Origin of the sequence: Lawsonibacter sp. JLR.KK007, from assembly GCF_036941135.1 — a bacterium.
In the GTDB taxonomy this organism is placed as follows: Bacteria; Bacillota; Clostridia; order Oscillospirales; family Oscillospiraceae; genus Lawsonibacter.
The window spans coordinates 513,171-536,868 of the sequence record NZ_JAYWSY010000001.1 but is presented as its reverse complement, the minus strand read 5'-3'; the positions used below and the strand labels follow the sequence as shown (position 1 = coordinate 536,868).

General features: G+C 55.8%; 19 protein-coding genes. 13 read left to right on the top strand and 6 right to left on the bottom strand.

The annotated features are described in order from the left end of the window. The first annotated feature begins 23 nt into the window (after positions 1 to 23). From VV088_RS03150 to VV088_RS03130, 5 genes are all read left to right on the top strand, one after another. Complete coding sequence (locus tag VV088_RS03150; protein WP_334599339.1) at positions 24 to 245, top strand: helix-turn-helix domain-containing protein; 222 nt, start codon at positions 24 to 26, stop codon at positions 243 to 245. A 4-nt stretch (positions 246 to 249) separates the two neighbouring features. Continuing rightward, complete coding sequence (gene truA / locus VV088_RS03145) at positions 250 to 1,002, top strand: tRNA pseudouridine(38-40) synthase TruA (RefSeq protein ID WP_334599338.1); 753 nt, start codon at positions 250 to 252, stop codon at positions 1,000 to 1,002. Between the two features lie 6 nt (positions 1,003 to 1,008). Beyond that, positions 1,009 to 2,196, top strand: a complete 1,188-nt coding sequence (locus VV088_RS03140; protein ID WP_334599337.1) for a DUF5711 family protein — start codon at positions 1,009 to 1,011, stop codon at positions 2,194 to 2,196. Positions 2,197 to 2,214: 18 nt separating this feature from the next. Then, on the top strand, positions 2,215 to 2,910 hold the full coding sequence (locus VV088_RS03135) for a CvpA family protein (protein ID WP_334599336.1): 696 nt from the start codon (positions 2,215 to 2,217) through the stop codon (positions 2,908 to 2,910). Positions 2,911 to 3,006: 96 nt separating this feature from the next. Next, positions 3,007 to 5,325, top strand: a complete 2,319-nt coding sequence (locus VV088_RS03130; RefSeq protein WP_334599335.1) for an ATP-dependent Clp protease ATP-binding subunit — start codon at positions 3,007 to 3,009, stop codon at positions 5,323 to 5,325. Positions 5,326 to 5,464: 139 nt separating this feature from the next. On the opposite strand, the gene VV088_RS03125 is transcribed toward VV088_RS03130, so the two are convergent. The 6 genes from VV088_RS03125 to VV088_RS03100 form a co-directional block, all read right to left on the bottom strand. After that, positions 5,465 to 5,989 (bottom strand): stage V sporulation T C-terminal domain-containing protein, encoded by a 525-nt coding sequence (locus VV088_RS03125; protein ID WP_334599334.1) that lies wholly within the window; start codon positions 5,987 to 5,989, stop codon positions 5,465 to 5,467. A gap of 19 nt (positions 5,990 to 6,008) precedes the next feature. Next, positions 6,009 to 7,595: a recombinase family protein gene (locus VV088_RS03120; RefSeq protein ID WP_334599333.1), complete on the bottom strand. Its 1,587-nt coding sequence runs from the start codon at positions 7,593 to 7,595 to the stop codon at positions 6,009 to 6,011. Next, positions 7,595 to 9,289 carry a recombinase family protein gene (locus VV088_RS03115; RefSeq protein ID WP_334599332.1) on the bottom strand — a complete coding sequence of 565 codons (1,695 nt, stop codon included), beginning with the start codon at positions 9,287 to 9,289 and terminating at the stop codon, positions 7,595 to 7,597. Before VV088_RS03115 ends, VV088_RS03120 begins: the two co-directional genes overlap by 1 nt. A 1-nt stretch (position 9,290) precedes the next feature. Further along, positions 9,291 to 10,979: a recombinase family protein gene (locus VV088_RS03110; protein WP_334599331.1), complete on the bottom strand. Its 1,689-nt coding sequence runs from the start codon at positions 10,977 to 10,979 to the stop codon at positions 9,291 to 9,293. Between the two features lie 164 nt (positions 10,980 to 11,143). Next, a complete protein-coding gene (locus VV088_RS03105) occupies positions 11,144 to 11,368 on the bottom strand; it encodes a DUF6870 family protein (protein WP_334599330.1) in 225 nt (74 codons plus the stop codon). A 586-nt stretch (positions 11,369 to 11,954) separates the two neighbouring features. Further along, a complete protein-coding gene (locus VV088_RS03100) occupies positions 11,955 to 12,272 on the bottom strand; it encodes a DeoR family transcriptional regulator (RefSeq protein WP_293279676.1) in 318 nt (105 codons plus the stop codon). A 1,430-nt stretch (positions 12,273 to 13,702) separates the two neighbouring features. Here VV088_RS03100 and VV088_RS03095 point away from each other — a divergent pair. From VV088_RS03095 to VV088_RS03060, 8 genes are all read left to right on the top strand, one after another. Next, positions 13,703 to 14,746: a YqaJ viral recombinase family nuclease gene (locus VV088_RS03095; RefSeq protein ID WP_334599329.1), complete on the top strand. Its 1,044-nt coding sequence runs from the start codon at positions 13,703 to 13,705 to the stop codon at positions 14,744 to 14,746. Between the two features lie 18 nt (positions 14,747 to 14,764). Beyond that, the gene (gene recD2 / locus VV088_RS03090; protein WP_334599328.1) at positions 14,765 to 17,038 is read left to right on the top strand and encodes an SF1B family DNA helicase RecD2; all 2,274 of its coding nucleotides are present in this window, start codon (positions 14,765 to 14,767) and stop codon (positions 17,036 to 17,038) included. A 97-nt stretch (positions 17,039 to 17,135) separates the two neighbouring features. Then, positions 17,136 to 18,302: a hypothetical protein gene (locus VV088_RS03085; protein ID WP_334599327.1), complete on the top strand. Its 1,167-nt coding sequence runs from the start codon at positions 17,136 to 17,138 to the stop codon at positions 18,300 to 18,302. Positions 18,303 to 18,429: 127 nt separating this feature from the next. Continuing rightward, the gene (locus tag VV088_RS03080) at positions 18,430 to 20,052 is read left to right on the top strand and encodes a YodL domain-containing protein (protein WP_334599326.1); all 1,623 of its coding nucleotides are present in this window, start codon (positions 18,430 to 18,432) and stop codon (positions 20,050 to 20,052) included. After that, positions 20,049 to 20,276 (top strand): hypothetical protein, encoded by a 228-nt coding sequence (locus VV088_RS03075; protein ID WP_334599325.1) that lies wholly within the window; start codon positions 20,049 to 20,051, stop codon positions 20,274 to 20,276. Before VV088_RS03080 ends, VV088_RS03075 begins: the two co-directional genes overlap by 4 nt. Before the next feature lie 54 nt (positions 20,277 to 20,330). Then, positions 20,331 to 21,269 (top strand): PcfK-like family protein, encoded by a 939-nt coding sequence (locus VV088_RS03070; RefSeq protein ID WP_334599324.1) that lies wholly within the window; start codon positions 20,331 to 20,333, stop codon positions 21,267 to 21,269. Further along, the gene (locus tag VV088_RS03065; RefSeq protein WP_334599323.1) at positions 21,269 to 23,263 is read left to right on the top strand and encodes a PcfJ domain-containing protein; all 1,995 of its coding nucleotides are present in this window, start codon (positions 21,269 to 21,271) and stop codon (positions 23,261 to 23,263) included. Before VV088_RS03070 ends, VV088_RS03065 begins: the two co-directional genes overlap by 1 nt. 67 nt (positions 23,264 to 23,330) lie before the next feature. Continuing rightward, entirely contained in the window at positions 23,331 to 23,690 is a 360-nt protein-coding gene (locus tag VV088_RS03060; protein WP_334599322.1) for a hypothetical protein, read from the top strand. The last annotated feature ends 8 nt before the right edge of the window (positions 23,691 to 23,698 follow it).

Sequence of the window (23,698 nt, the reverse complement as noted above, 5' to 3'; positions counted from 1 at the left end):
GCATCAATAGCTCAGGAGGAACTATGCAAATTTTTTCTGAACGAATGAGAGAGCTCCGAACTGAACGCGGCCTGAAACAGCGGGAAATGGCCGAAATCTGTGGAGTAAAACTGCGCAGCTATCAGGGCTATGAATATGGGAAACATTATCCCGAAGTCCCTGGCCTGATTCAGATCGCCAAGTTTTTTGATGTCAGCACCGATTACCTGCTGGGCTTGACGGACAAACGGGAAGTCAACAGGTGAGCCCATGGAACGAAACGTTGCTTTAAAACTGATGTACAACGGCACGGCCTACCACGGGTGGCAGGTGCAGAAGAACGCCGTCTCGGTAGCGGAGACGCTGGAGAAGGCCCTGGCGGCCACGGTGGGCCACCCGGTGAAGTGTACCGGCGCAGGCCGCACCGACGCCGGGGTCCACGCCGAGACCTATGTGGCCAACTTCCGCACCACCTGCCGCATCCCTCTGGACAAGCTCCCTCTGGCGGTGAACACCCGTCTGCCCAACGACATTGTGGTCGTCAAGGCCACCCAGGTGCCCGACGGCTTCAACGCCATCGGTTCCTGCCAGAAAAAGGAGTACACCTACAAGATTTACAACTCCAGGCTGGGCAACCCCTTCTTTGTGGATCGGGCCTGGTTCTACCCCAAGCACCTGGACGAAACGGTCATGGCCCAGGCGGCCGCCCAGTTCGCGGGCACCCACGACTTCCGGGCGGTGCGCTCGATGGGCACCGAGACCAGGACCACTGTGCGCACGGTCTATTACTTCGACGTGGAGCGTTCCGGCGATCTGATCTCCTGCCGGGTGTGCGCCAACGGCTTCCTCTACAACATGGTCCGGGCCATGGTGGGCACCATTGTCTACGCCGCTGAGGGCAAGCTGGCCCCGGAGGACATCCCCGCCATCCTGGAGTCGGGCAACCGGACCCTGGCCGGCCCCACCGTCCCTCCCGGCGGGCTCTACATGACAAAATTGTGGTATGAAGAGGACGTTTTGTAAGTAAATATGGACGAGAAGAAAATCATCCCCGCCCCCAAGCGGCTGAAACAATCCAATCCCATCGTCCGGATGCTGGCCCTGCTGCTGACGGCGGCGCTGATCCTGCTGGCCATGGTGCTGGTGATCTACCGGGACACCATCAACGTGGACACCTTCAAGCGCTGGCTGACCTACCGGAACATGGAGACCGGCGAGTCGGGCGAATCCGCCCCCTTCTCCCACGCCGGGGGCGACAAGCTGTCCATCGCCTATCTGGACAGCGGCCTCGTCACCGCCTCCGCCGCCGGGGCCCACTACTACGGCCTGGACGGTGAGCAGCTGGCCGAGGAGGTCCGCTCCCTGGAGAACCCGGTGCTCACCGCCTCCCGCACCACCGCCGTGGCCTACGACGCGGGCAACCAGACCCTGTCCGCCTTCCGCAGCGGGGAAAAATACTTCCAGCTCACCCTGGAGGGCAACGCTGACCTGCTGTCCGCCCGCCCCAACGAGGGGGGCTGGCTGGCGGTTACCGCCCAGCAGAGCGGCTACAAGGGGGCGGTCACCGTCTACGACCGGAAGGGGGAGGAGATCATCCAGATCAGCCTGTCCTCGGTCTTTGTGGTGGACGCCGCCGTCTCCCCCGACGGCCAGACGGTGGCGGTGGTCACCATCGGCCAGGCGGGCGGCTCCTTCTTCAGCCGCCTGCTCCTCTACCGGGTGAACCAGAAGGAGCCCTTCGCCCAGGTGGACCTGGGCAGCATCACCGTGCTGGACATGGACTTCGACGAGGGCGTAGTCTGGCTGGTGGGCGAGGACCGGCTGGTCACCGTCTCCCTTCTGCCCGACGGCGAGACGGTGCAGACTTACTACTTCAGCCCCAACTACCTGAAGGGCTGCTCCCTGACGGGGGACGGCTTCGCCTTCCTGCTGGTGGGACGGTACCGCTCCGGCGGGGCCACCCAGGCCCTGCGGGTGGACCGCTCCGCTCAAGTGGTCCAGTCCATCCCCCTCACCGGCCAGGTGCTGGACTACGCCGCCGCCGGTGACTACTGCGCCCTGCTCACCGGCAGCCAGCTGTCCATCTACAGCGCCGCGCTGGAGCTGTGCACCACCGTGGAGAACACCAGGGCGGCCCGCAAGGTGGCTCTGGCCACCAATGGCTCCGCCCTCCTGGCCAACGACCAGCAGGCGTGGCTGTATATCCCGGATTTTTAATCGTTTGGAGGATCGCTCATGCCCTATTTTGCCTACGACCTGGCCGCTGCCGCCATTCTGCTCCTGTTCGCCCTGTGGGGCAGCCGGAAGGGGCTGGTGCTCACCCTGTGCTCCCTGCTGGCCGTCTTTGTGGCCCTCATCGGGGCCGCCTTCCTCTCCGACGCCCTGGCCGAGCCGGTGGCCAAGGCGGTGGAGCCTATGGTGGCCGCGCGGATTCAAGAATCGCTCACCGAGGCCATCCAGAGCACAGAATTTGTCTCCGCGGACGGCGGAGTGGCCCAGTCCCCGGAAGAAGTGGCGCTGGCCGGCGTGATCCAGCACCTGAAGGAAACCGAACTGTTCCAAGGGTTTGCCGACGCCTTCCAGAACGCGGTGGACAACGGCGTGGCGGAGGTCACTGCCAACGCAGCCCAGTCTCTGGCCCACTTTGTGGCCGTACAGATCGCCCGGATGGTGCTTTTTGCCGTGGCCTTCTTCGCCATTCTGATCGCCTGGTTTTTCCTCAGCCACGCCTTGGACCTGGTGGCAAAGCTGCCGGTGCTCAGCACCCTCAACCGCTGGGGCGGCGCAGCCGCCGGACTGGTGAAGGGGGCGCTGGTGCTGTTCATCCTCTGCTGGCTGCTGCGGGACAGCTGTATCCCCCGGGAGGCCGTGGAGCACTCGATTCTGCTAAAATTCTTCTGTACCGCCGCCCCGCTGTCATTTTTCCTGTAAACCCTGTATTTCTCAGGGGAAAGTTCATACCCAGTTCATAATTAAGGGGTATCATCTCCCCAAACGTGGACTTTTCCTGAAAGGAGCGTATTTACCATGCAGCCTACCATGTGCAGCCGCTGCGGCAAGAATGTGGCGGTCATCTTTATTACAAAGCTGGAGGGCGGCACCTCGAAAAACGAGGGGCTGTGCCTGAAGTGCGCCCGGGAGATGGGCATCAAGCCCATCGACGACATGATGAAGAAAATGGGCATCAGCGACGAGGACCTGGACAACCTGACCACCGAGATGATGTCCGCCTTTGGCGGCGCCGAGGGTCTGGAGGGCATGATGTCCCCCGCCAAGGACGAGGACGACGACGAGGACGACGGCCGCACCGCCACCTTCCCCTTCCTCAACCAGCTCTTTGGCGGCGGCTCCTCCTCCCCGGAAAAGCCCGGCTCCGGCGAGAGCTCTGCCCCTCCCCCCAGCCGGGGCGAGAAGAGCGGCGCCAAGCCCGCCAAGCGGAAGTTCTTGGACAGCTACTGCATCTCCCTGACCCAGCGGGCTCAGGAGGGCAAGCTGGATAAGCTCATTGGCCGGGAGCGGGAGCTGGAGCGGGTGGTGCAGATCCTGAACCGCCGGCAGAAAAACAACCCCTGCCTCATCGGTGAGCCCGGCGTGGGCAAAACCGCCATCGCCGAGGGCCTGGCCCAGCGCATTGCCAACAAGGACGTGCCCTACAAGCTGCTGGACAAGGAGGTCTACCTGCTGGACCTCACCGCCCTGGTGGCGGGCACCCAGTTCCGGGGCCAGTTTGAGAGCCGCATGAAGGGCCTCATCGAGGAGATCAAAAAGCTGGGCAACATCATCCTGGTCATTGACGAGGTCCACACCATCGTGGGCGCTGGAGACGCCGAGGGTTCCATGAACGCCGCCAACATCCTGAAGCCCGCCCTCAGCCGGGGGGAGCTCCAGGTCATCGGCGCCACCACCCTCAACGAGTACCGCAAGCATATCGAGAAGGACACCGCCCTGGAGCGGCGGTTCCAGCCCGTCATCGTGGAGGAACCCTCCATTGAGGACAGCGTCAAGGTCATCGAGGGCATCGCCCCCTACTACGAAGCCTTCCACCAGGTGGCCGTCTCCCCCGCCATGTGCCGCCTGGCCGTCACCATGAGCGAGCGGTATATCACCGACCGCTACCTCCCCGACAAGGCCATCGACCTGATCGACGAAGCCTGCTCCAACGTGAACCTCCACAACAAGTCCCTGGCCCGCCTCAACGAGGTGGACAAGGAGCTGGCCGATCTGGCCAAGGAGAAGGAGGTCATGATGGCCGCCGCCACCGAAGACTCCTACAAGCGGCTGGCTGACATCAAGAGCCTGGAGCTGCGCCTGGACGAGGAGAAGAAAAAACTGGAGGCGGAGGCCCACCTCTCCCTCACTGAGGAGCATCTGGCTAACGTCATCGAGCTGTGGACCAACATCCCCGCCAGCCGCATCCAGGAGCAGGAGTTCCAGCGGCTGGCCAAGCTGGAGGAGCGGCTGGAGGCCCACGTCATCGGCCAGGAAGAGGCGGTGAAGGCCGTCTCCGCCGCCATCCGCCGGGGACGGGTGGGCATCTCCCCCAAGCGCAAGCCGGTGTCCTTCATCTTCGTCGGCTCCACCGGCGTGGGCAAGACCGAGCTGGTCAAGCAGCTGGCCGCCGACCTGTTCGACACGCCTGAGTCCCTCATCCGGCTGGATATGTCCGAGTTTATGGAGAAACACGCCGTCTCCCGGATCATCGGCTCCCCTCCGGGCTACGTGGGCTACGATGAGGCGGGCCAGCTCACCGAGAAGATCCGGAGAAAACCCTACTCCGTGGTCCTCTTTGACGAGATCGAGAAGGCCCACCCCGACGTGCTGAACATCCTCCTTCAGGTGCTGGACGACGGCCGCATCACCGACGCTCACGGCCGCACCGTCAACTTTGAGAACACGGTCATCGTCATGACCACCAACGCCGGGAGCAGCACCAAGGGGAGCGGCTCGGTGGGCTTCGGCCGCACCGCCAACGAGCAGGGCAAGGACCGGGCCATGAAGGCTCTCAACGACTTCCTCCGCCCCGAGTTCATCAACCGGGTGGACGAGATCGTCTACTTCAACCAGCTGTCTGAGGACAACTTCAAGGGCATCGCCGTCCTCATGCTCAAGGAGCTGGTGGAGACGCTGCAGGAAAAGGACATTCACTTCACCTGGGACGACACCCTGCTGGATTATCTGGTAAAAAAATCCTACTCCGCCGCTTACGGCGCCCGGAACCTCCGCCGCCTCATCCAGAAGGAGCTGGAGGACGCCATCGCCGTCCGGCTCATTGAGGGGTATCAGAACCCGGTATCCCAGCTCAAGGCCGTCTCCGACGGGGAAAAGCTGGAGCTGCTGGCGATGTAAAGACAAAATCTGGCCCGCCCTTCATTGGGCGGGCCTCGTACATTCTTTCGGGGCGCGGCAGTTACACTCCGGCATTCGCGGCTCAAAAAGGCAAGAAACAGGGGCGGCCTGAGCCGTCCCTGCTTCCTTTAGAGGATATTCAGCTCTCCATGTGCCGCCCCAGAAAGCCGGCGATGGACTGGACCAGTTTGTACTCCACCTCGCCGCCGGTGAGCTTGTCGCCGGCACTGGCGAAGAGCACACACCCCAACACGTCTCCCTCGGAGAGGATGGGCGCGGCGGTACACAGGGAGTACTTCTCGCTGTCGGCGCACAGTGGGATGGTCTCCTCCCCCGGCTTGTACTGATAGACCTGCCGGCCCTCCATCAGCCGCTCCATCTGGGGGGAGATGGTCTTCTCCGCCAGCTCCCGGCGGGGCACCCCCGCCACGGCAATGCAGCTGTCCCGGTCGGTGATGACCGTCACCTGACCGGTGGTGCGGTTCAGCGTCTCACACAGCTGACCGGCGAAATCCACCAGCCCGCCCATCAGGGAATACTTTTTAAAAATCACACCGCCGTCCTTGTCGGTGTATATCTCCAGGGGGTCGCCCTCGCGGATACGCATGGTGCGGCGGATCTCCTTGGGGATCACCACCCGGCCAAGGTCGTCCCATTGTGTCAAGTAGGTGCAAACAATTTTTTCAATTCCCGCAAAGCCTTGATTTGCAAGGGTTTGCGGGAATCCGCCGTTGCTTTGTAACTTGAAATTTCCAGACAATCTCAATCTCGCTGGGGCCATAGACAACGATACGCTCAATGGCATCGTAAAGATGCTCTCGAAGCTGTTTTTCTGTCAGCCGGATAAAATGATCTACAGACCTCTGCCTTTCATCGGAAGGCTCCATTGTCTGCTGATTTGCTTCCTGCTGCTTTTCGCATTCTGCGATCTGCTCTTTCAAGATATTCTGCTTCAAGGTTAGCTGATCGCGGCTGGACAAAAATTCTTCATCCGTAATCCTGCCCTCTCGAAAGGCTTCATATTGTGCTAACTTTTCTCTGCCACAAGCATCATACTGTGTTCGCAGAGTTGTAAGCTGACATTGCAGGCTGCTGCCCTTATTTTGAGCAGCAGATTTGGCATTGGTGCTTTCAAGGCGAACAACCTCAATTTGGACCTTCAGGGCCTCAAAAACGGCATCTTCCAGAGCATCCTTCCGCCACCGTACTTCCTCACATGGGCTTCCGGAATGGTAACGGTGAGATGGACAGGAAAACGATATGCCGTTTGCCTTTTCCAGTTTCCGCCCGCAGTGGCCGCAAAAGTACACCCGGTCAGATTGGTCATGCCGGGAGCGGACAGTCTTTTTCCTGCGGCTGATTGCCTCCTGTGCCAGATTGAACTCTTCCAGCGTGACAATCGCCTCATGGGCATTTTCCCGAAGATACCACTCTTCCTTTGGAACGCGCCGCTGGTTCCCATCCCGGATATGCCGGCTTTCCCGTGTATGATTTACCATCGTTCCGGTGTATTTCAGGTTCTCAATGATATTCAAGATCATGTGATGCGTCCACTGTGGTGTTCCAGAGGCCGTCTGGCGTCTGATGGATTTGTGCTCGGCTGGAGTTGCGACGCTCTCACTGTTCAGTTCCTTTGCAATCTGGCTGGTCGTCTTCCCGGCAATCACATCCAAAAAAATACGGCGGACAATGACAGCCGCTTCCTGGTCGATCACCAGCTGGTGTTTTTCGGTGGGACAGATTTGATAGCCATAGGGGGCACAGCTGACGTAGCGGGCCTCCCGCTGCTTCATCCCCATAGCCGACTTCACCTTTTTGGAGAGATCTTTGCAATAGTAATCATAAATCAGGTTCTTAAACGCAATATCCATTCCGATGGTTTTCCCGGAATGTTTTATGCTGTCATAGTGATCGTTGATCGCCTGGAACCTGACGCCGAGGAATGGGAAGATATGTTCCAGGTAGTCTCCGACCTCCAGATAATCTCTGCCAAACCGGGACAGGTCCTTGACTACGATACAGCTGATTTCACCGCGCTTGACCAGCTCAATCATCCTGGAAAACTCCGGGCGGTCAAAGCTGGTGCCCGAATATCCGTCATCGCAGAACTCCAGGCGCGGAAGATCCCGCAGCGCCGGGTTCAAATCCAAGTGGCGGGTAATCAAAAGTCTCTGTGCAGAAATGCTGTTGCTCTCATCTTTTACCCTGCTGGTTCGCTTGTCAATGTCCTCCTGCGAAAGCCGCAAGTAAATAGCTACCTGCTGCTTCATTACGCACTCTCCTTCCTGATGTGTTCACAGGCATCCATAAGGGCGGCAAATTCGTCCATATAATTCAGCTGAATGTCCAGGCTGCCATCCTGATGCAGTTTTATCGTCTCAACAAAAGCCTCGACCATCTCCGGGGACAGCTCAGTGGCATTTTGATAGTTCCGCACCATATACTGCCACTTCATTTCTCCAGTCAAAAGGTCGCGTGTCTGACCATTTGCGCTTTCCTGTTCAGCCAGCTCCGCCTCAATCATACGGATGTCTGCATCCACGCTTTCCCGAGTAAATAGATAGTCTGGCCAAGACAGCAGACCCTCCTTATAATCCACATACAGACCGCTCAGGATAGACTTCTTATTTTCCAATTTTTGTTGCAGCAGTCTGCGTTTTGACGCGGCGCATCCCTGTTCCACCTTCCCTGTCTGAACTGCCAGCAAACGCTTCAACGTACTTTCCATATCGACAAACACAGCCATCTGCGCCTTGATCAAAGAGAATACTGCAATATCCAAATCTGGTTTTCGCATTTTGACATCCGAGCATCCCTTCAAGCCGTGTTCCGCATAGGTTGGGCATTTGAACATGAAATACGCCTTATCCCGCGACCTGCTGAAAGACCGATGGAGCTTTATCACGGCCCCGCACTCAGCACAGGTGAATTTCTTCCCAAAAATATTTTTCTCCCTGGGGAGATGGGCATATTTACCGGAATTCTTTTTGGTGCGTTCCGCAGTCTCCCTATTGATTTTCTGTACCGTTTCAAATAAATCCCTGCTGATAATGGGTTCATGGGTATTCTCCGCAATAATCCAGTCATCCTCGTGGGTAATATGATACGGAATACCAGCATAGAGGCATTGACTCCCCTTCTTCTGGGCAAGATGGCCGATATAAACAATGTTATTTAAGATTTCTGTGACCATGTGCTTGTTCCAGAGTACAGGGCGGCCTTTGCGGTTATTGTTGGTTTCAATCCCGTGTTCCAGCCGGTACTGCCCAGGAGATGGGATACCGGCCTCATTGAGCCGCCGGTTGATCCCCATGTAGCTGATGCCCTTAGAGCGCCATTGGAATATCTGGCGAATGACCGGGGCGGTCTCCGGGTCAATGACCAAATGATTCTTGTTTTCTGGATCTTTGCAGTACCCATGAGGCGCATAGTTTCCGATATAGTCCCCCCGCTCCATTTTTGTTTGCAGAGCAGAGGTAACTTTACGGGAGATGTCCTTTGCATAATAATCGTTTACGATGTTGGACAGCGCCATAGACAGCTCTGCCGCATTTGTGACCGCTGACGTATCAAAACTGTCATTTACCGCAATAAAACGCAGTCCATAGAAAGGGCAGATCTTCTCAACAAACTGCGATGTCTCGATATAATTCCGGCCCAGGCGGGACAAGTCTTTCACCACAATACAGTCGATCACACCAGCCTGAACCGTCTCCATCATCCGATTAAACTCGGGACGCTGGAAATTTGTGCCGGTGTAACCGTTGTCCACAAACAGCTCAACCTTACTTAAATCAGGACACCCAGAAACATATGATTCCAAGAACGCGATCTGATTTTCGATAGAATCGGCATCTTTTCCGTTATCTTCTACAGATAGTCTAACGTAGAGCGCAGTTCTCCAAATGTGGGAGGCTGTCTCATTGGTTGGGATGTTTTTCCGCTTTCTTGATACACGCGCCATACTATACCGCCTCCCTCCCAAGGGGAATGATCTTTGCATCTCGCCTTAACTGCTGCTCACTCAAAAATGCCACAATGGAGGCGAAGTGGTCCCTGTGCAGAAGACACACATCAATATCCTTATTCTCACGAATCTCAATGCGGTCAACCAAAGCCGCCACGCTGTTTCTGGAGAGCTCCTGAATGTTCTCATACTTCGCAAATTGTGCCAGCCATCCCTGCTGCTTTGCCAGACCACCCATGATGCTGTTCCGCTCCTGATCCAGCTGTGCAATCGCGTCCATAGCCGCCCGAATTTGACGTTCAAACTGTTCCGTAAAGGTTTTATAGTCCTCTCTGCTGATAAACCCATTTTTGAAGTCATCATATGCTCCGGCCTTCAGACGCCTGTTTTTGTCCACAATCTCCTCCTGGAACGCACGTTTCGACTTGATCCGCTCCAGCTCCCGATTTTCCCACGCAAGGCTGTCCACCTGCCGCAGTGCTGCCGACATATCCATAGCAGCAGCGATCTGAGCTTGTATGACAGCCAGCACAGCATCATAAACGGTGCTTTCCCGAATCATGTGGCTGGAGCAGAGATGTTTGTCAGCCTTGTTTCCACCGCAGATAAAATATGTGTATTTGTACCCATTCGTGTGAGAAGTCTTCCGCACCATCGTACTGCCGCAGTCCGCACAAAAAACTTTTCCGGAAAACAGATGCACACATTTCGCTCCTGTGGGACTCCGCGTATCATCCAGCATAAGTCTCTGAACCAGGTCAAACTGCGCCGGCGCTATGATGGCCTCATGTGCGTGTTCCGTTCTGCACCACTCCTCGGGCGCTTTGCGCACTGTCTTTTTTACCTTATGATTGGGTGAAGTCGTTTTCCCTTGGACAAGCGTGCCAATATAAACTTCATTTTTCAAGATGCGGTAAATCGCCACCGCACTCCACTGTGCAACTTCTTTTGTCTGGAAGCTGGTTCGCTGCTTTGACCCTTTCCCCTTCTTGTACTCGATTGGCGATGGGATGTGATTGCGATTGAGCCTGTCCGCGATTTGTGCTGGAGACTGTCCATCAATTTTCCAGCGGAATATATCCTGGACCACAGCAGCCGCTTCCGGGTCGATGACCAGCAAATTTTTGTTGTCTGGGGACCTCATATATCCATAGACAACCTTGCTGCCCACAAATTGACCATTCCGGCGCTTCGCTTCCAGGTTGCTTCTCACCTTAATGGAAATATCCCGGCAATAGGAATCGTTCATCAAATTTTTGAACGGCAGGATCAGCTCATTGTCCGCCGCCCCAGGCTGAGCGTTGTCGTAATTGTCATTGATTGCGATAAATCTGACCCCAAGCGCGGGAAACAGCTTCTGAATATAGGCCCCGGAGTCAATATACTCCCGGCCAAAGCGGGAAAGGTCTTTCACAACAATACAGTCTATCTCGCCTCTTTGGACCGCTTCAATCATCTTCTGAAAATCCGGACGGTCAAAGTTGGCGCCAGTATAGCCGTCGTCACAATATTCCCTGACAAATGTGATTTCCGGGCACTTTTTGAGAAAGTCCATAATCACCAATCTCTGGTTTGAGATGCTGTTGCTTTCAAGTTTCTCGCTGGAACAAGAAAAGTCGCCATCTTCCCGGGATAATCTCAGGTAGATGGCGGCTCTATAATGTCTGTCTAAAGATAATTTCAACATCAGCCACCACTCCTTTGTGATATTCCTTGCCCAATAATCGGAAAACACAAGGGTGGTGTTTCGCGTGATTTTGCCCATTTCGATGATAACATACCACTACACAAAAGTCCAGTGAAATATGAAAATCCAATCAGACAGTATTTTCCAATTACTCCACATCTAAACTACATACTCGACAGCAGATTTACAAAATTATCGTTGATTGTTGCCTGCGTATTGGCATAGGAAACACGAACCACCGTACCACCGACCTTGAACATATATGGGTTCTTAATCTGCTCCACATAAGATTTCATACGCTCCTCAACAGGCTGTGCAGGGTCAATCTTCACGGAACGAATATCGACTAGGGAAGCCAGAAGTTCCTCCCTGCTCTGTGTGCTTGCCATTGGTTCACCCCCGTTTCCTCCATCAGTATTGACCAAAATTTCCCTTTTCATTCGACGCATAACCGATTTTTCCAAACAGCTGAAACGGCAAGGCCATCGACAATTCCCTTGTTCCCAGTTCAAAATGCAGCGGGATTTGTCGATGGCCTATACCAAATTTATCTTCAAAGTGTGCCGTATTCTCAGGCGGCAGGACCGCCCTACTGCTCACCCCCGGCACAGGGAGTATGCAAGCCCGCTGGCGGCAAACCGGCGGCGCAATACCGACAGATGGCGGCGGCAGTTGACGAAGCTGCCCAGACCATTCCCACAGTATCCCCCTTTGACCCTGCGGTACGGGATGATGCGGCTGCTTCACTGCGCTTCGGGCGCTGCCTGCGCCGGTCAATGGCTCTGGGGTCCCGCTCGTACCTTTGATATGATCGTTTTGACGGAACAGAGGATGCGGCCTCGCCTCCTTTCCTGCATCCCTGTCCCGCAGGCAGTCCTTGCGTCCATAGCCATACCGCAGCAAAGTCTCACTTGCATACTGACTATGAGCGGGAGCTTGTCCCACTGTTTATCAAGGTGCAAAAGAACGGAGTTTTCAGAAAGTGAACTGGAGCAGGATGCTGTTGAGTACAATAAGGTCGTCTCCGTCCAGCTGATCTCTCAGCCGCTGAAGAAGCGCAGCCTGCTTGGGAGTAAGCGCCTTGTGGTAGAGGTAGTATCCATCCGTAACCCTGACCCCGCCGCCGTGACGGCCCCGCACTGTCTCAATGGGATAGGCGCAGGTAAGTATCTCCAGATCACGGCGAATCGTTGAATTGGCGACATGGAACTCATGTGCCAGGTTGTCGCAGGTATCGTGCCGCCTTATGCACAGCACTTCCAGCAGTCTTTGCCGGCGCTCAGTTGGGGTCATACTCTGGCCCCCCTTCCCTCACTCTCTGGAGCTAACGATAAAAGGTAAACAGCCGATTCATTCGGCGGATTAAAAATATTTTTTTGACGGGCTATGTAAACTCGCTTTCTTATCATGGTAAGACCTCCGAAAATTTGATGATGTGTCAGGGCTCAAATTTTCGGAGACGAGGCGGGGAGCGGCAGCGCGGCAGATGTTTTGCCGCCATAGAATGGCATGACGGCCTGCGGCAGTGCAGAAAAACAAAAATGACCGCATGGCAGAAAGCCATACGGTCATTGTCTTTGGGCGCTATGGGATTGTCTGACAAAATGTGAGTAATTTCGACCCTGCGGGTATTTTGCCCTGTTACTGGGGGCGGGCTTTTTTTGACAGTTTATCAAAATATAATAATACTGCTCCAAACATGGCGATACCTCCTTTAAGTCGCCAAATCTGGAGCAAAAGGCGACGGTTTATATCTCTAACCGTCGATTTAGTTAGCGAATTGCTGCTAAGTCCACAAAACACTCCCGACAATGTAACGGTTTTATATTGTTCATCTGCTGGCAGACGTTTTTATTCCTATATTTGTTTCGGCCACAGATGGCATTTTGACCGCCGCCAGTTCCCCGTTGCCATCATCGGAGGATGCAGGTATAAAGTGTTCTGTTTTCCTATGGAGTTGTTTGCGCTGCCGTTTTTGAATATCCAGGCAGTATGAGCAAACAGGAGAGATTACCCCTCATTATGTTTAACGCAACGGAGGTGCAAGTTCTCACAGAAAATCACAAAAAATCTGAAATTATTTTTTGAAGAAACTTTCTTCGACACAGCCTCTAACTATCTACTATGGATTTCTGGGAAAATACTACACGAAACGCACGATTTTCTAAAAAATTGCTGGCCCGCAGTACATTTGCCGGTGCCAACAAAATTATCAAGGCAGAAATACAAAATACACGCCATACTCTATTGACAACCACAACATATTGTGTTAGAGTAGGCTTGTAATTGATTGTTTGTGCGTTCTCCGCTGAAACGCGGAGGCAGGCCGATGGCCTGGGACCGGGGGGACACCCGCATTGCATACGTTGTTAAGGTTGTACGTTATGCCGGCAGGGCCGCTACGCAGACAGGCGGACGGCGGCTGGCAGGATTTATAGGGGGCAGTCTGCCCCAACGCTTATAGCGGGAATGACGAAAGCTCTCCAGAGTGGGGGCTGAAATGCGGCTTTACGCCGTATTTTTGTCATTCCCGCTCTTTTTTTGCCCAAATGCCGCAAGGCTTTGAGGATAAATCAAATTATGGAAGGAGCAAAAGACAATGAAGAACAAATGGAAGCGGAGGAAGCGTCCCCGCCCCTCCAACACTCCCATCCGCGGCAAAAGCCGCCAGATGTGGAAGGCGCAGATGCAGCACATGATTTCAGAGGAGGAGGAACCCCAGTATGGCACAGGATATGGCGTATCAGCCCCTTGTGCTGGTGGACACAGCACAGCTCACGCGGCTTGAATGGCTGGAGTACCGGCGGAAGGGCCTGGGCGGCAGCGACGCGGCGGCAGTTTTGAACCTCTCGCCGTTTCGGACGGCCCGGGACCTCTACTTTGACAAGCTGGGCATCGTCACAGCGGACGATCAGGCGAACTGGGTGGCCCTGGAAGTGGGCAACCTGCTGGAGCCGCTGGTGGCCCGTATCTTTGAAAAGAAAACCGGGCTGAAAATTTACCAGCGCAAGTGCATGTTTCAGCACCCCCACCACCCCTGGATGCTGGCCGATCTGGACTATCTTGCAGAACTGCCGGACGGCACAACGGCTATCCTGGAGATCAAGACCACCAACTATAACGCCAAGGACAAGTGGTGGTACAACGGCCAAGAGATTGTCCCTGTCTACTATGAGACGCAGGGCCGCCATTACATGGCCGTGATGAATCTGGATCGAGTCTACTATTGCTGTCTCTATGGCAACAACGAAGATGAAACCATCATCCGGCGCATTGACCGGGATATGGCCTATGAGATGGAGCTGATCATGCTGGAACAGGAATTTTGGGAGAACAACATACTCGCCAAAATTCCTCCGCCCTATTGGGAGAATGATGGCGACCTGATCCTGGAGAGCTTGCAGAGGGCGCTGGGCCCGGCAGACAAAGACGCGCCGCCTGTCTCATTGAATAAAGCGCAGTCTTCACGGGTCACACGTTTTTTGGAACTCCAGAAGGAAAAAGGCCAGTGTGACGCAGATGCGAAAGCTATCGAAGCCGAGATGAAACGGCTGAAAGCTCTGATTGTGGCCGACATGGGTACAAGCTGTTCCGCCATATCGGAAGATGGCTGCACCATCACCTGGAATCCCGTCCGAAAGTCGGGGGTCTCCAAAGAGGGCCTGGAACGTCTGAAAGCCGTCCACCCGGACATTTACGCAGAATATGTCACGATTTCCGAGAGCCGGAGATTCAACATCAGGCGGCCAAAATCTGACGCCGCTTAAAAGGAGGAGTGAGCCACTATGGGATTCGTAGCGGCATTTGACAAATCAATTTTTTATAACCAGGAAAACCGATATTGTATTTTTCAGCTGAAAACAGCGGACAAAATGGTTCCACCGGAGGCCCGCAGTTCCTTCAAGCAAAGAGATCATCTGATCCGTTTTGTCGCTGTGGGCTATGACCTGCCCCGTGACGATACGGTGAAGATGGAGCTGGAGGGGACCTGGACCAACGATGGCAAGCACGGATTGCGGTTTGAGGTGGAGCACTGGAAGGAGATCCTGCCCTCCACCGTCCAGGGCATCCGGGCTTACCTCGCTTCCAGGTCGCTGAAATGTATCGGTGAGAAAACGGCGGACGCCATTGTGGAACGGTTTGGCGACCGTTCGCTGGAGGTGCTGGAGCATGAACCGGAACGGCTGCTGGAAATCCGCGGTATCACCGAGGAGCGGCTGGAGGAGATCAAAACCGGCTATATGGAAAGCCGGGTCATGCGAGAGCTGCTTCTTTTGCTGGCCCCGCTGAAGGTGACGCCCAACACGGCTCTGAAAATCCTTGGCCATTTTGGAATGAAGGGTGTGGAGCTGCTGCGTGAAAGCCTGTTCCGGCTCTGCGAGGTGCCGGGCTTCGGTTTTCGCCGGGTGGATGAAATCGTGCGCAACTCTGGCGGCGATCTCCATGACCCCATTCGGATACAGGGGGCGCTGTTCTACACGATAGAAGAATCCCGCGGCAAAAATGGGCATCTCTACATTGAAGTCGAGCGGCTGCTCAGAGATGCCTTTAAGCTGCTCAACGAGGATTTAGACAAACCCCTGACCCGGGATCAGGTGGAACAGCAGCTGGCCGCCATGATCAATTTGAATGTGGTGGTGTCCAGCGGCGGCAACATCTATCTGCCCCATGTGTATAAGCAGGAATGTGAAACGGCGCTGAAGGTGGCGCAGATGGCGCTGCATGTTCCAGAGCCTGTCAACCTGATGCCCGTTATGGAGCATGTCCGGAACCGGCTTGGCATCACCCTGTCCCAACGGCAGGCCGAGGGCGTGGAAATGGTGTTCCGCCACAATCTGTCCATCATCACCGGCGGCCCCGGTACTGGTAAGAGTACCATTCTGCGGGCGGTCGTGGAGGCGTACCGTATGCTGTACCCGGAGCGCAGGATCGCACTGGCGGCCCCCACCGGAAAGGCCAGCCGCCGCATGGCGGAGACCACCGGCGTGGAGGACGCCCAGACCCTGCACAGCCTCTTGAAGCTCCACGGTGATGACAGCGGACAGAATAAGAAACAGCCGCTGGAAGCCGGATTGCTGATCGTAGACGAGACTTCTATGGTGGATATGTGGCTGGCCCATCAGCTGTTTACCCGCCTGCCCTCCGACACGAAGGTTCTGCTGGTTGGCGACGCCGACCAGCTGGAGAGTGTTGGGGCTGGGAATGTGTTTCAGGAGCTGATTGAGAGCGGTATCGTTCCGGTCACCGTACTGGACCAGATTTTCCGTCAGGCGGAGGACAGCCGAATCGCCTATAACGCTAAATTTATCAACGAGGGAAACAGTGAGCTGTACTATGGGTCAGACTTCATTTTTATTCCGGCCACTGACCAAGAGGAAGCAGCGGAGACTGTCTGCCGTATCTACAAAGAGGAAGCGGCCAGAGTAGGTATCCAGCAGCTTCAGATCCTGTCCCCCTACCGCAAAAACGGCGAGGCATCCTCCCAGAATTTGAACGAGATGATCCGGGAGGAGATCAATCCCGAAATGGAGGGCAAACCGGAAATGGCGTATGGCGGCAGAGTATTCCGTCTGCGCGACCGGGTGATCCAGCTGAAAAACAACAGCAAGATGGTTTTGTATAACCGTCAGGGCGACATCATCGGAAAAGGCGTATTCAACGGCGATGTGGGTTTTGTCCGTGAGATCAGGCCCGATACTGTCATCATCAACTTTGATGGACGGTATGCCAAGTATCCGCTGGACAGCCTGGAGGAGCTGGAGCTGTCCTACGCCATGACCATCCATAGAGCGCAGGGCAGCGAATATGATACCGTTATCATCCCTCTGCTGATGGCCCATTGGAACCTGCTGACCCGCAACCTGCTCTATACCGCCGTCACCCGCGCCAAGGGCCGGGTGCTGCTGGTAGGACAGAAAAAGGCGCTGTTTACAGCAATCTCCAAGACCCGGAAAGGAAAGCGCAATACGCTCTTGGCAGAGCGGATGCGGCTTTACCACCGTAAGTTGACCAGCCAGAGCCTGACTGCGGCGGACACGCCCATGCGGAAGGCAAGTTGAGATGCAAGCACTTATGAATTGAGTGCCTGCGTCTTTTTTTATTGCGATATAGCGGGGTCCCCGCTGTACGAATTTTTATATGAGAGGAGCTTTCTACATGAATGAGAACATGATCCTTCGCACTGTCCCCGCCGCCAAAGATCTGCACAAGGTCCCCGGATTCGACCCCATGAAGTATCTGCGCAAGGCGGTCAATGAAAAGGGGGAGACGGTCATGCGGCTGGAGCCGCGCTATCAGCGGCTCTGGTTCCGGCTGGCCTGCCCCAAGGGCCGGATGCTGCTCAACCCGCTGCGGGTCACCGACCAGATGGCGATTTTCGAGGCCAAGGTGTTCTTCCACCGGGAGGACGCCGCCCCGGCCAGCAGCTTCACCGCAACCAAGACGGCGCAGGAGACTGCCGGCTATATCCGGGCCGCTCAGGACGAGGCCCTGACGGTTGCGCTGGACAACGCCGGATTTGGCATCCAGCTGTGCGATGTGACCCACGGCCCCGGCGACGGCAAATGCAGTCCATCTGCCCCGCCCGTCCAGGAGCACGGCAGTGTGCAGGAAGCACCGCCGGCCCAGGTTCAGACGGAACAGACCCAGGAGCAGAAGACGCCCGCCGGACAGAGCCCGGGGAGATGCCCGCCGGCCCCCGAGCCGGTTCCTGTGGCCCAGAGCGCACCGGACCCCAAGCCGGTTCCTACTGTCCGGCCCGCAGAGCCGGTCCAGACAGCAGACACCTCCACTGTGGAGAATGTTTCTGAACCGGCTCCGACAGCGCAGACTGCGCCGGCCGCTGATCCGGCCCCCACAGTCCAGCCTGACCCTGCTCCGGTGGCGGAAAGCCAGCCTGTGCAGGAGGCACGTCAGGAGGCGCTGGATGCAGAGCCGCATGAGGACCCCGCGCCATCTGCCGGCCAGCAGTCCGCGCCGGTAACTGTGCTGAACTTCCCTGTTCAGAGGGACGAAGCTGCCGCGGCGCAGGAGGATGAAACGCCCGTTTCCACCCAGGACCAGGCCGAGACGCCGCCCCCGGCAGCGCCCAGCTATACGGATGATATGTCGGTGGAAGAAATCTGCCAGGTGATGACCTTGGAGGAGGCCGGCGCCATTGTGGTGCCCAGCGGCCCCAATAAAGGCTCGACGATGGCCCAGCTAGCGGAGCGCAGACCGTCCAGCCTGCGCTTCTTTATGACCCCGTTTTATAAGTGCAGCAACAGTCAGAAAGCCGCCGCCACCCTGCTGATACAGGAGCTGGATCAGAAGATAGCCGGATAAATCCCCCGCATCGCCCTTCATTTGATGGAAAGGAGTGAGGCGCATCAGTTCGTCAGATTTTCCCTTTACCATTATGGATGTGGCGTCCCTTCTCCGCCTGAATATCAGGCGGAGAGGGGGCTCCCGGGTGGTGTACGCTGACTGCCCTATCTGCGGCGACCGCCGTGGAAAGATGGGGCTGTACCTCAATATCAATACTTGGCGCTGCTGGCATTGCGGCGAGAGCGGCGGGATGCTTCCACTTTACGGCAGAGTGCATGGGATCAGCAACTCAGAGGCTTACCGGGAAATTTGTGATGCTTTGGCAATCGACGGTTTTGCGGCGGAGGGTTCTGCCCCGGTCTGCCCGGTCAAAGAGCCATCCCCCAGGGATGTACCCCCTGACAAGGCCCCGGACGAGGAGATCCACCGGACGCTGGCCGCGCTGCTGTCTCTGCTGACGCTGACGCCGGCGCACCGGGAACATCTGCGGACGGTACGGGGACTGACGGACAACGATATTGACAGCTTTGGGTTCAAGAGCACCCCAACCTCCCGACTTTGCCGGACACTGACGCAGCGCCTGATCAATCAGGGTTGCCGCGTACAAGGTGTTCCCGGCTTCTATGTAAACGACTATGGAAAGTGGACCGTCAAATTCTACACGCGCACATCGGGCATCCTGATCCCTCTGCGCGGCGTGAACGGTCTGCTCCATGGACTGCAAATCCGGCTGGACCATCCTATCCGGGACGAAAACGACCCGCCGGATAAGCAGGGGGCGAAGTATCTGCCGCTGACCTCCACTGGGAAGAATCAGGGAGTCAGCTCCGGATGCCCGATACACTTTGTCGGCAGCCCCCATGCCCGTGTAGTCTATGTGACAGAGGGGGCGCTGAAAGCGGATATTGTCCATGCTCTGACGGGCCGCACCTTTGTGGCTACCATCGGAGCGAACAACCCCAACGGTCTGGACGAGCTGTTTGCCTTTTTGAGCCGCAACGGCACCGAGGAGATTATTGAGGCTGAGGATATGGATAAATACCGCAATGTGGAAGTCAATCGCGGGGCGGCTGCGGTCTACCGGCTGGCGAGAAAACATGGCATGACCTGCCGGCGGCTGAATTGGAACCCCAACTATAAGGGAATTGATGACTGGCAGATCGCCCTGCACCGAAAGCGAATTGAAAAAAGGGAGCCAATCAAAATGAATTTCAAGGAAATGTATCTGTCCGGCCTTTGTGCGCTTGACCACATCGAAAGCTGTGCGGAGCGGTGGCATACGCTGCCCGAGGACGGAACCAGTCTGCGCGACTATTTGGGTCTGACGGAGCAGGAGATGGACGTCTACCTGCAAACCGACCTGACCACCACCTTTGCGCGTCTGCTGGACAGCCAGCGGCGCTGCCAGCGTTACCGCATCTACCAGTTGGATTTGAGCGGCGGGAAAACGGTGCCCTTTGCCTTTGCCGGCATCAGGAAGATGCAGGAAAAGGGCTACGAGCAGCCCCCCGCCTCTTTGTACCGTCTGGTGTATGACGGCGAGATTTTCTGCCCGATGGAGCAGAGTGAGCACGACATTTTGGAACGGATTTTCGCCCGCTACAATGATGTTCTGCCAGAGGGCTTTCCCGGGCGGAACGTGGCCCTGTCCGATGTGATCGAGCTGTATGGAGACAATGGGCGCGCCTATTTCTACTGTGACACAGCCGGATTCCCTGGTGTGAAATTTTCGCCCATGCTGGCAAAGCCGCTGAACATAGATAAATGACAACGGACCAGCGGCTTCAAAGCATATCGGACCTTTGCAGAGCACTGGGCGCGGATGCCCGATACCAGCCGGAATACCGGCATCTGGTCGTACTGGCCTGGGAGAACGAGGGTGAACAACGGGCCCTTTTCATCCAGCGCCAGATACAGCGGCAGACGGAGGACGATCCAAGGTTGGTGTGCTACTGTTTTGACCCGTTCAGCACGCTGATTTATACCATTTGAAAAACAGGCAGATACCGCAGGGTATTTCTGCCCACTTAACAGGAGGAACGTACAATGGGATTCTATTCGGAACAGGACATTGAGCTGCGTTATGGTGACAGTCCCTTTGAGGAGGGCGGCTCACCCCCTGACAATACCAGGATGCAGAGCACTCCCGCCTTTACGGAGGCGGACCCGGTGGAACCGGCTGTTACGCAGCCTGCGGCGGAGACCGTTGTGCCTCAGCCGCAGCAGAATACCGCCCCGGCTCCGTCCGTGTCCGAGCAGGCAGTCGAGACGCCCCCAGAGACATCCACGGATGCCGTCGCCGGGCAGGCGGCGGAAACTGCGGACGGCGCAGTGAGTGAGGACGATAAGAAAAAGGCCCACGAGGAGGCCGAGGCCAAGCGCAAGGCTGAATGGGAGGCCCGTCAGGCGCAAAAGAAGGCCGAGGAGCAGAAAAAGCTCAATGAACTGGCCGCTATGAGCGACGACGAGGTGCTGGCCGCCTCCATGAAACGGGTGAGCACCGATACCGAGAAGCTGACCCGCCGCAACATGAAGGAATGTGTGGCCGAGTACATCCAGACTATGTGCATTGAGGACCCCGCCTTTGCCCGGAAGACCATGCACCCCCGCAAGACCATGATCCGCTGCTTCCAGTACATCAGCCGGAAAGCCTGGGAGTATATCCAGGACGAATTGAAGGCCAACGGCATCCGGCCCGGCCCGGGACAGCAGGCTTACGGGAGTGACATCCCCGACGACTTTTGCTATCAGTGGGCTGTGGACTATTTCAATGACCCGGACGCCAAGGAGGACCACGAGGACGAGGAGAAGTTCATACCCAAGCCCTATATTGGCGGCAGTACCTCCAAGAGCAAGGGCGGCAAGACCGCCAAGGGCAAGACGGGAGATAAAAAAGCGGATACGTCCAAAAAGGCGGCCGCGAAAGAGCCCCCGAAGAAACCAGCTGAAGACGACAGCCAGCTCAGTCTGCTGGGGGTGGCATAATGAGCGGAATAGATAAAAAAGCCTGCCGCCAGTTTTTGGAGCCTAGTTTGGCGCCTAATTCTGACTGTGGCTTGTTCCTTGTTCCCAAGTTGAAGTACATCATCCGCACGGCTGTAAAAATTGTTGGCCACCGGCGCCTGCTGATTTTGTGCCTGTATGCCAGGGGGAATACCCCTGGCGATAGGCCGAGGTTGGCCTATACCATATTCCAGGCCAGCGACAGCTTTGTCACTTATGACCATCAGCCGGACACGAAAACTGTATGGCGGACGGCCATGCTGGAAAATCTGGAGCGGGAATACCAATTTCTGACGGAGAAATGTGCTTTTTATTCCAGACCGGACGAAGTACGGGTGATCAACTTCTGCAAGCCTCATGTGGCCGTGCAACTTTGCGACACTGGTTTCTTCGCTATTTCTCATATGCAGCAGCATCTTCGCGATAAAGAGACTCTACAGCGGCAGAAAAACCGGGAGCGGAAGATCAGGTCTCGGTTGAGTGGGCTGAACCCTCTGCCCTGTGACCTGGAGGATTGGCTGCGGCGTAAGGTACTGCCTGCCTACTTCTTTTACGATTACAGGAAAGGGAAAAAAGCTATCCGTGGCCTATGCAGTGCCTGCGGTCAGGAAATCGAACTGACCGGGGTACGGCACAACGCTGCCGGTGTATGCCCTCACTGCGACCGGGAACTTACAATGAAGGCCAACAAGAAGCGTGGGTATATATGGGATCGCGTTACCGCTACGGTGGTTCAGCGTTTTCACGGCAACAGCTTGATTATCCGAATCGTCAAGGCATATCACGACTTTCCTAAAAATGGGCCGGTGAAAATGAACTGCTATGAGGAAACCCGGATCATCATTGACCCGCAGAAAAATGGTGCTCTTGGTGAAGAAGTCTATCACAACTCGGGAGACTCCGTTGGTATTACTCGCTGGAAAAAAGGGTATCCCCCCGTGTCATATCTCTTCCAGCGAAATTTCAATGCGGAGACCTGTGGCTTTCTCTATTGCAAAAACCTGAGCAAAGCGTTGAAGGGTACTCTGTGGCAATATTGCCAGCTGCGGGAGTTTTATGAAGGTGTCCATGACCAAATGGAGGTAGGGCCTTATCTGATTTCCTATCGTAAAATCCCTGCCATAGAGTTTTTTGTCAAGCTGAAACTGTTTTGGTTGGCAACCCACGTAGTTTATAGGCACGACGGGACAAAAGACATCAATCTTGATGGTAAAAATTTGAGAGAGGTGCTTCAAATTGACCCCTCCGACCTGCCTCTCCTCCAAAAACCGGGGGCGGATATTCGTGACCTACGATTGCTCCGTATCCTGCGGATGGCAGGCCACCAGCCTAGCGAGGAATTTTTTACATGGGTGAATGCGAACGAACTCACGGAAATAAATCAGCTTGCCCTTGCTCTGAACAATACCACGCCGCACAAGCTGATGCGCTACCTCGACCAACTCTTTTCCAAATTAAAAAAGAGCACTTATCGGGGCTGTGCAGGAGTTTTGTCCGACTACAGAGACTACCTGGGATTTTGTGAGCAGCTTCAATACGATCTGAAAAACGAGTTTATCCTGTTCCCTAAAAATTTCAAAAGGGCACATGATCAGGCCAATGATTTGATAAAGCAGCATCAAGTAGAGCAGTATGACTCCCAAATTGCATCCATGCAAGAGGAACTGAAGCATCGGTATCAATTTAAGTCTGATGGTCTTATCGTGCTGCCGCCTCACTCTGCGCAGGAAATCGTTGTGGAGGGGCAAAAGCTCCGTCACTGTGTCGGCGGCTACGCCCGGAGCATGGCCGAAAGGAGAACTGCCATTCTGTTCATACGGCAGGAAGCAAAACAGAACAAGCCGTTTTTCACTGTGGAGGTACAGGGTGATAAAATTCGCCAGGTACGAGGTTCTAACAACCGCGCACCTATACCGGAAGTTACAGCGTTTTTAGACAAGTGGAAGAAGAAAAAGCACTTGGAAGATGCCGCATAATGATGAAATGACAGGGTGTACCTCGCATGAGGCGCACCCTGCCTATGTATAGAAAGGAATGAGTGACATGACTTTGACAATTCCCCAGCGCAATTCTCTGGTGCAGGAATACCTTTGGTGCATCGACAGCGTGATCAAGCAGAACTATTCCCTGCTGAAAGCGGCCCATCTGGACCGGGACGATGTGTACCAGTCCCTCGCCATGCGGCTGATCCGGGCCGTGGAGCTGTACGACTCCGACAACAAGGCCGGCAAGACCTTGAAGGGCTACATTTTCATGAGCCTGCGCTTTGCTCTGCGCACTTGCAGCAGCGCCCAGGCCCAGTACGGTTTCCGCGGTGCTCCCCACTACCTGCCCAACGCCGTTGTACCCATGAGTGCGCTGGACGAATCCGACCCCTATTGGGAAATGCGGATTGCAGCCTGAAAGGAGTG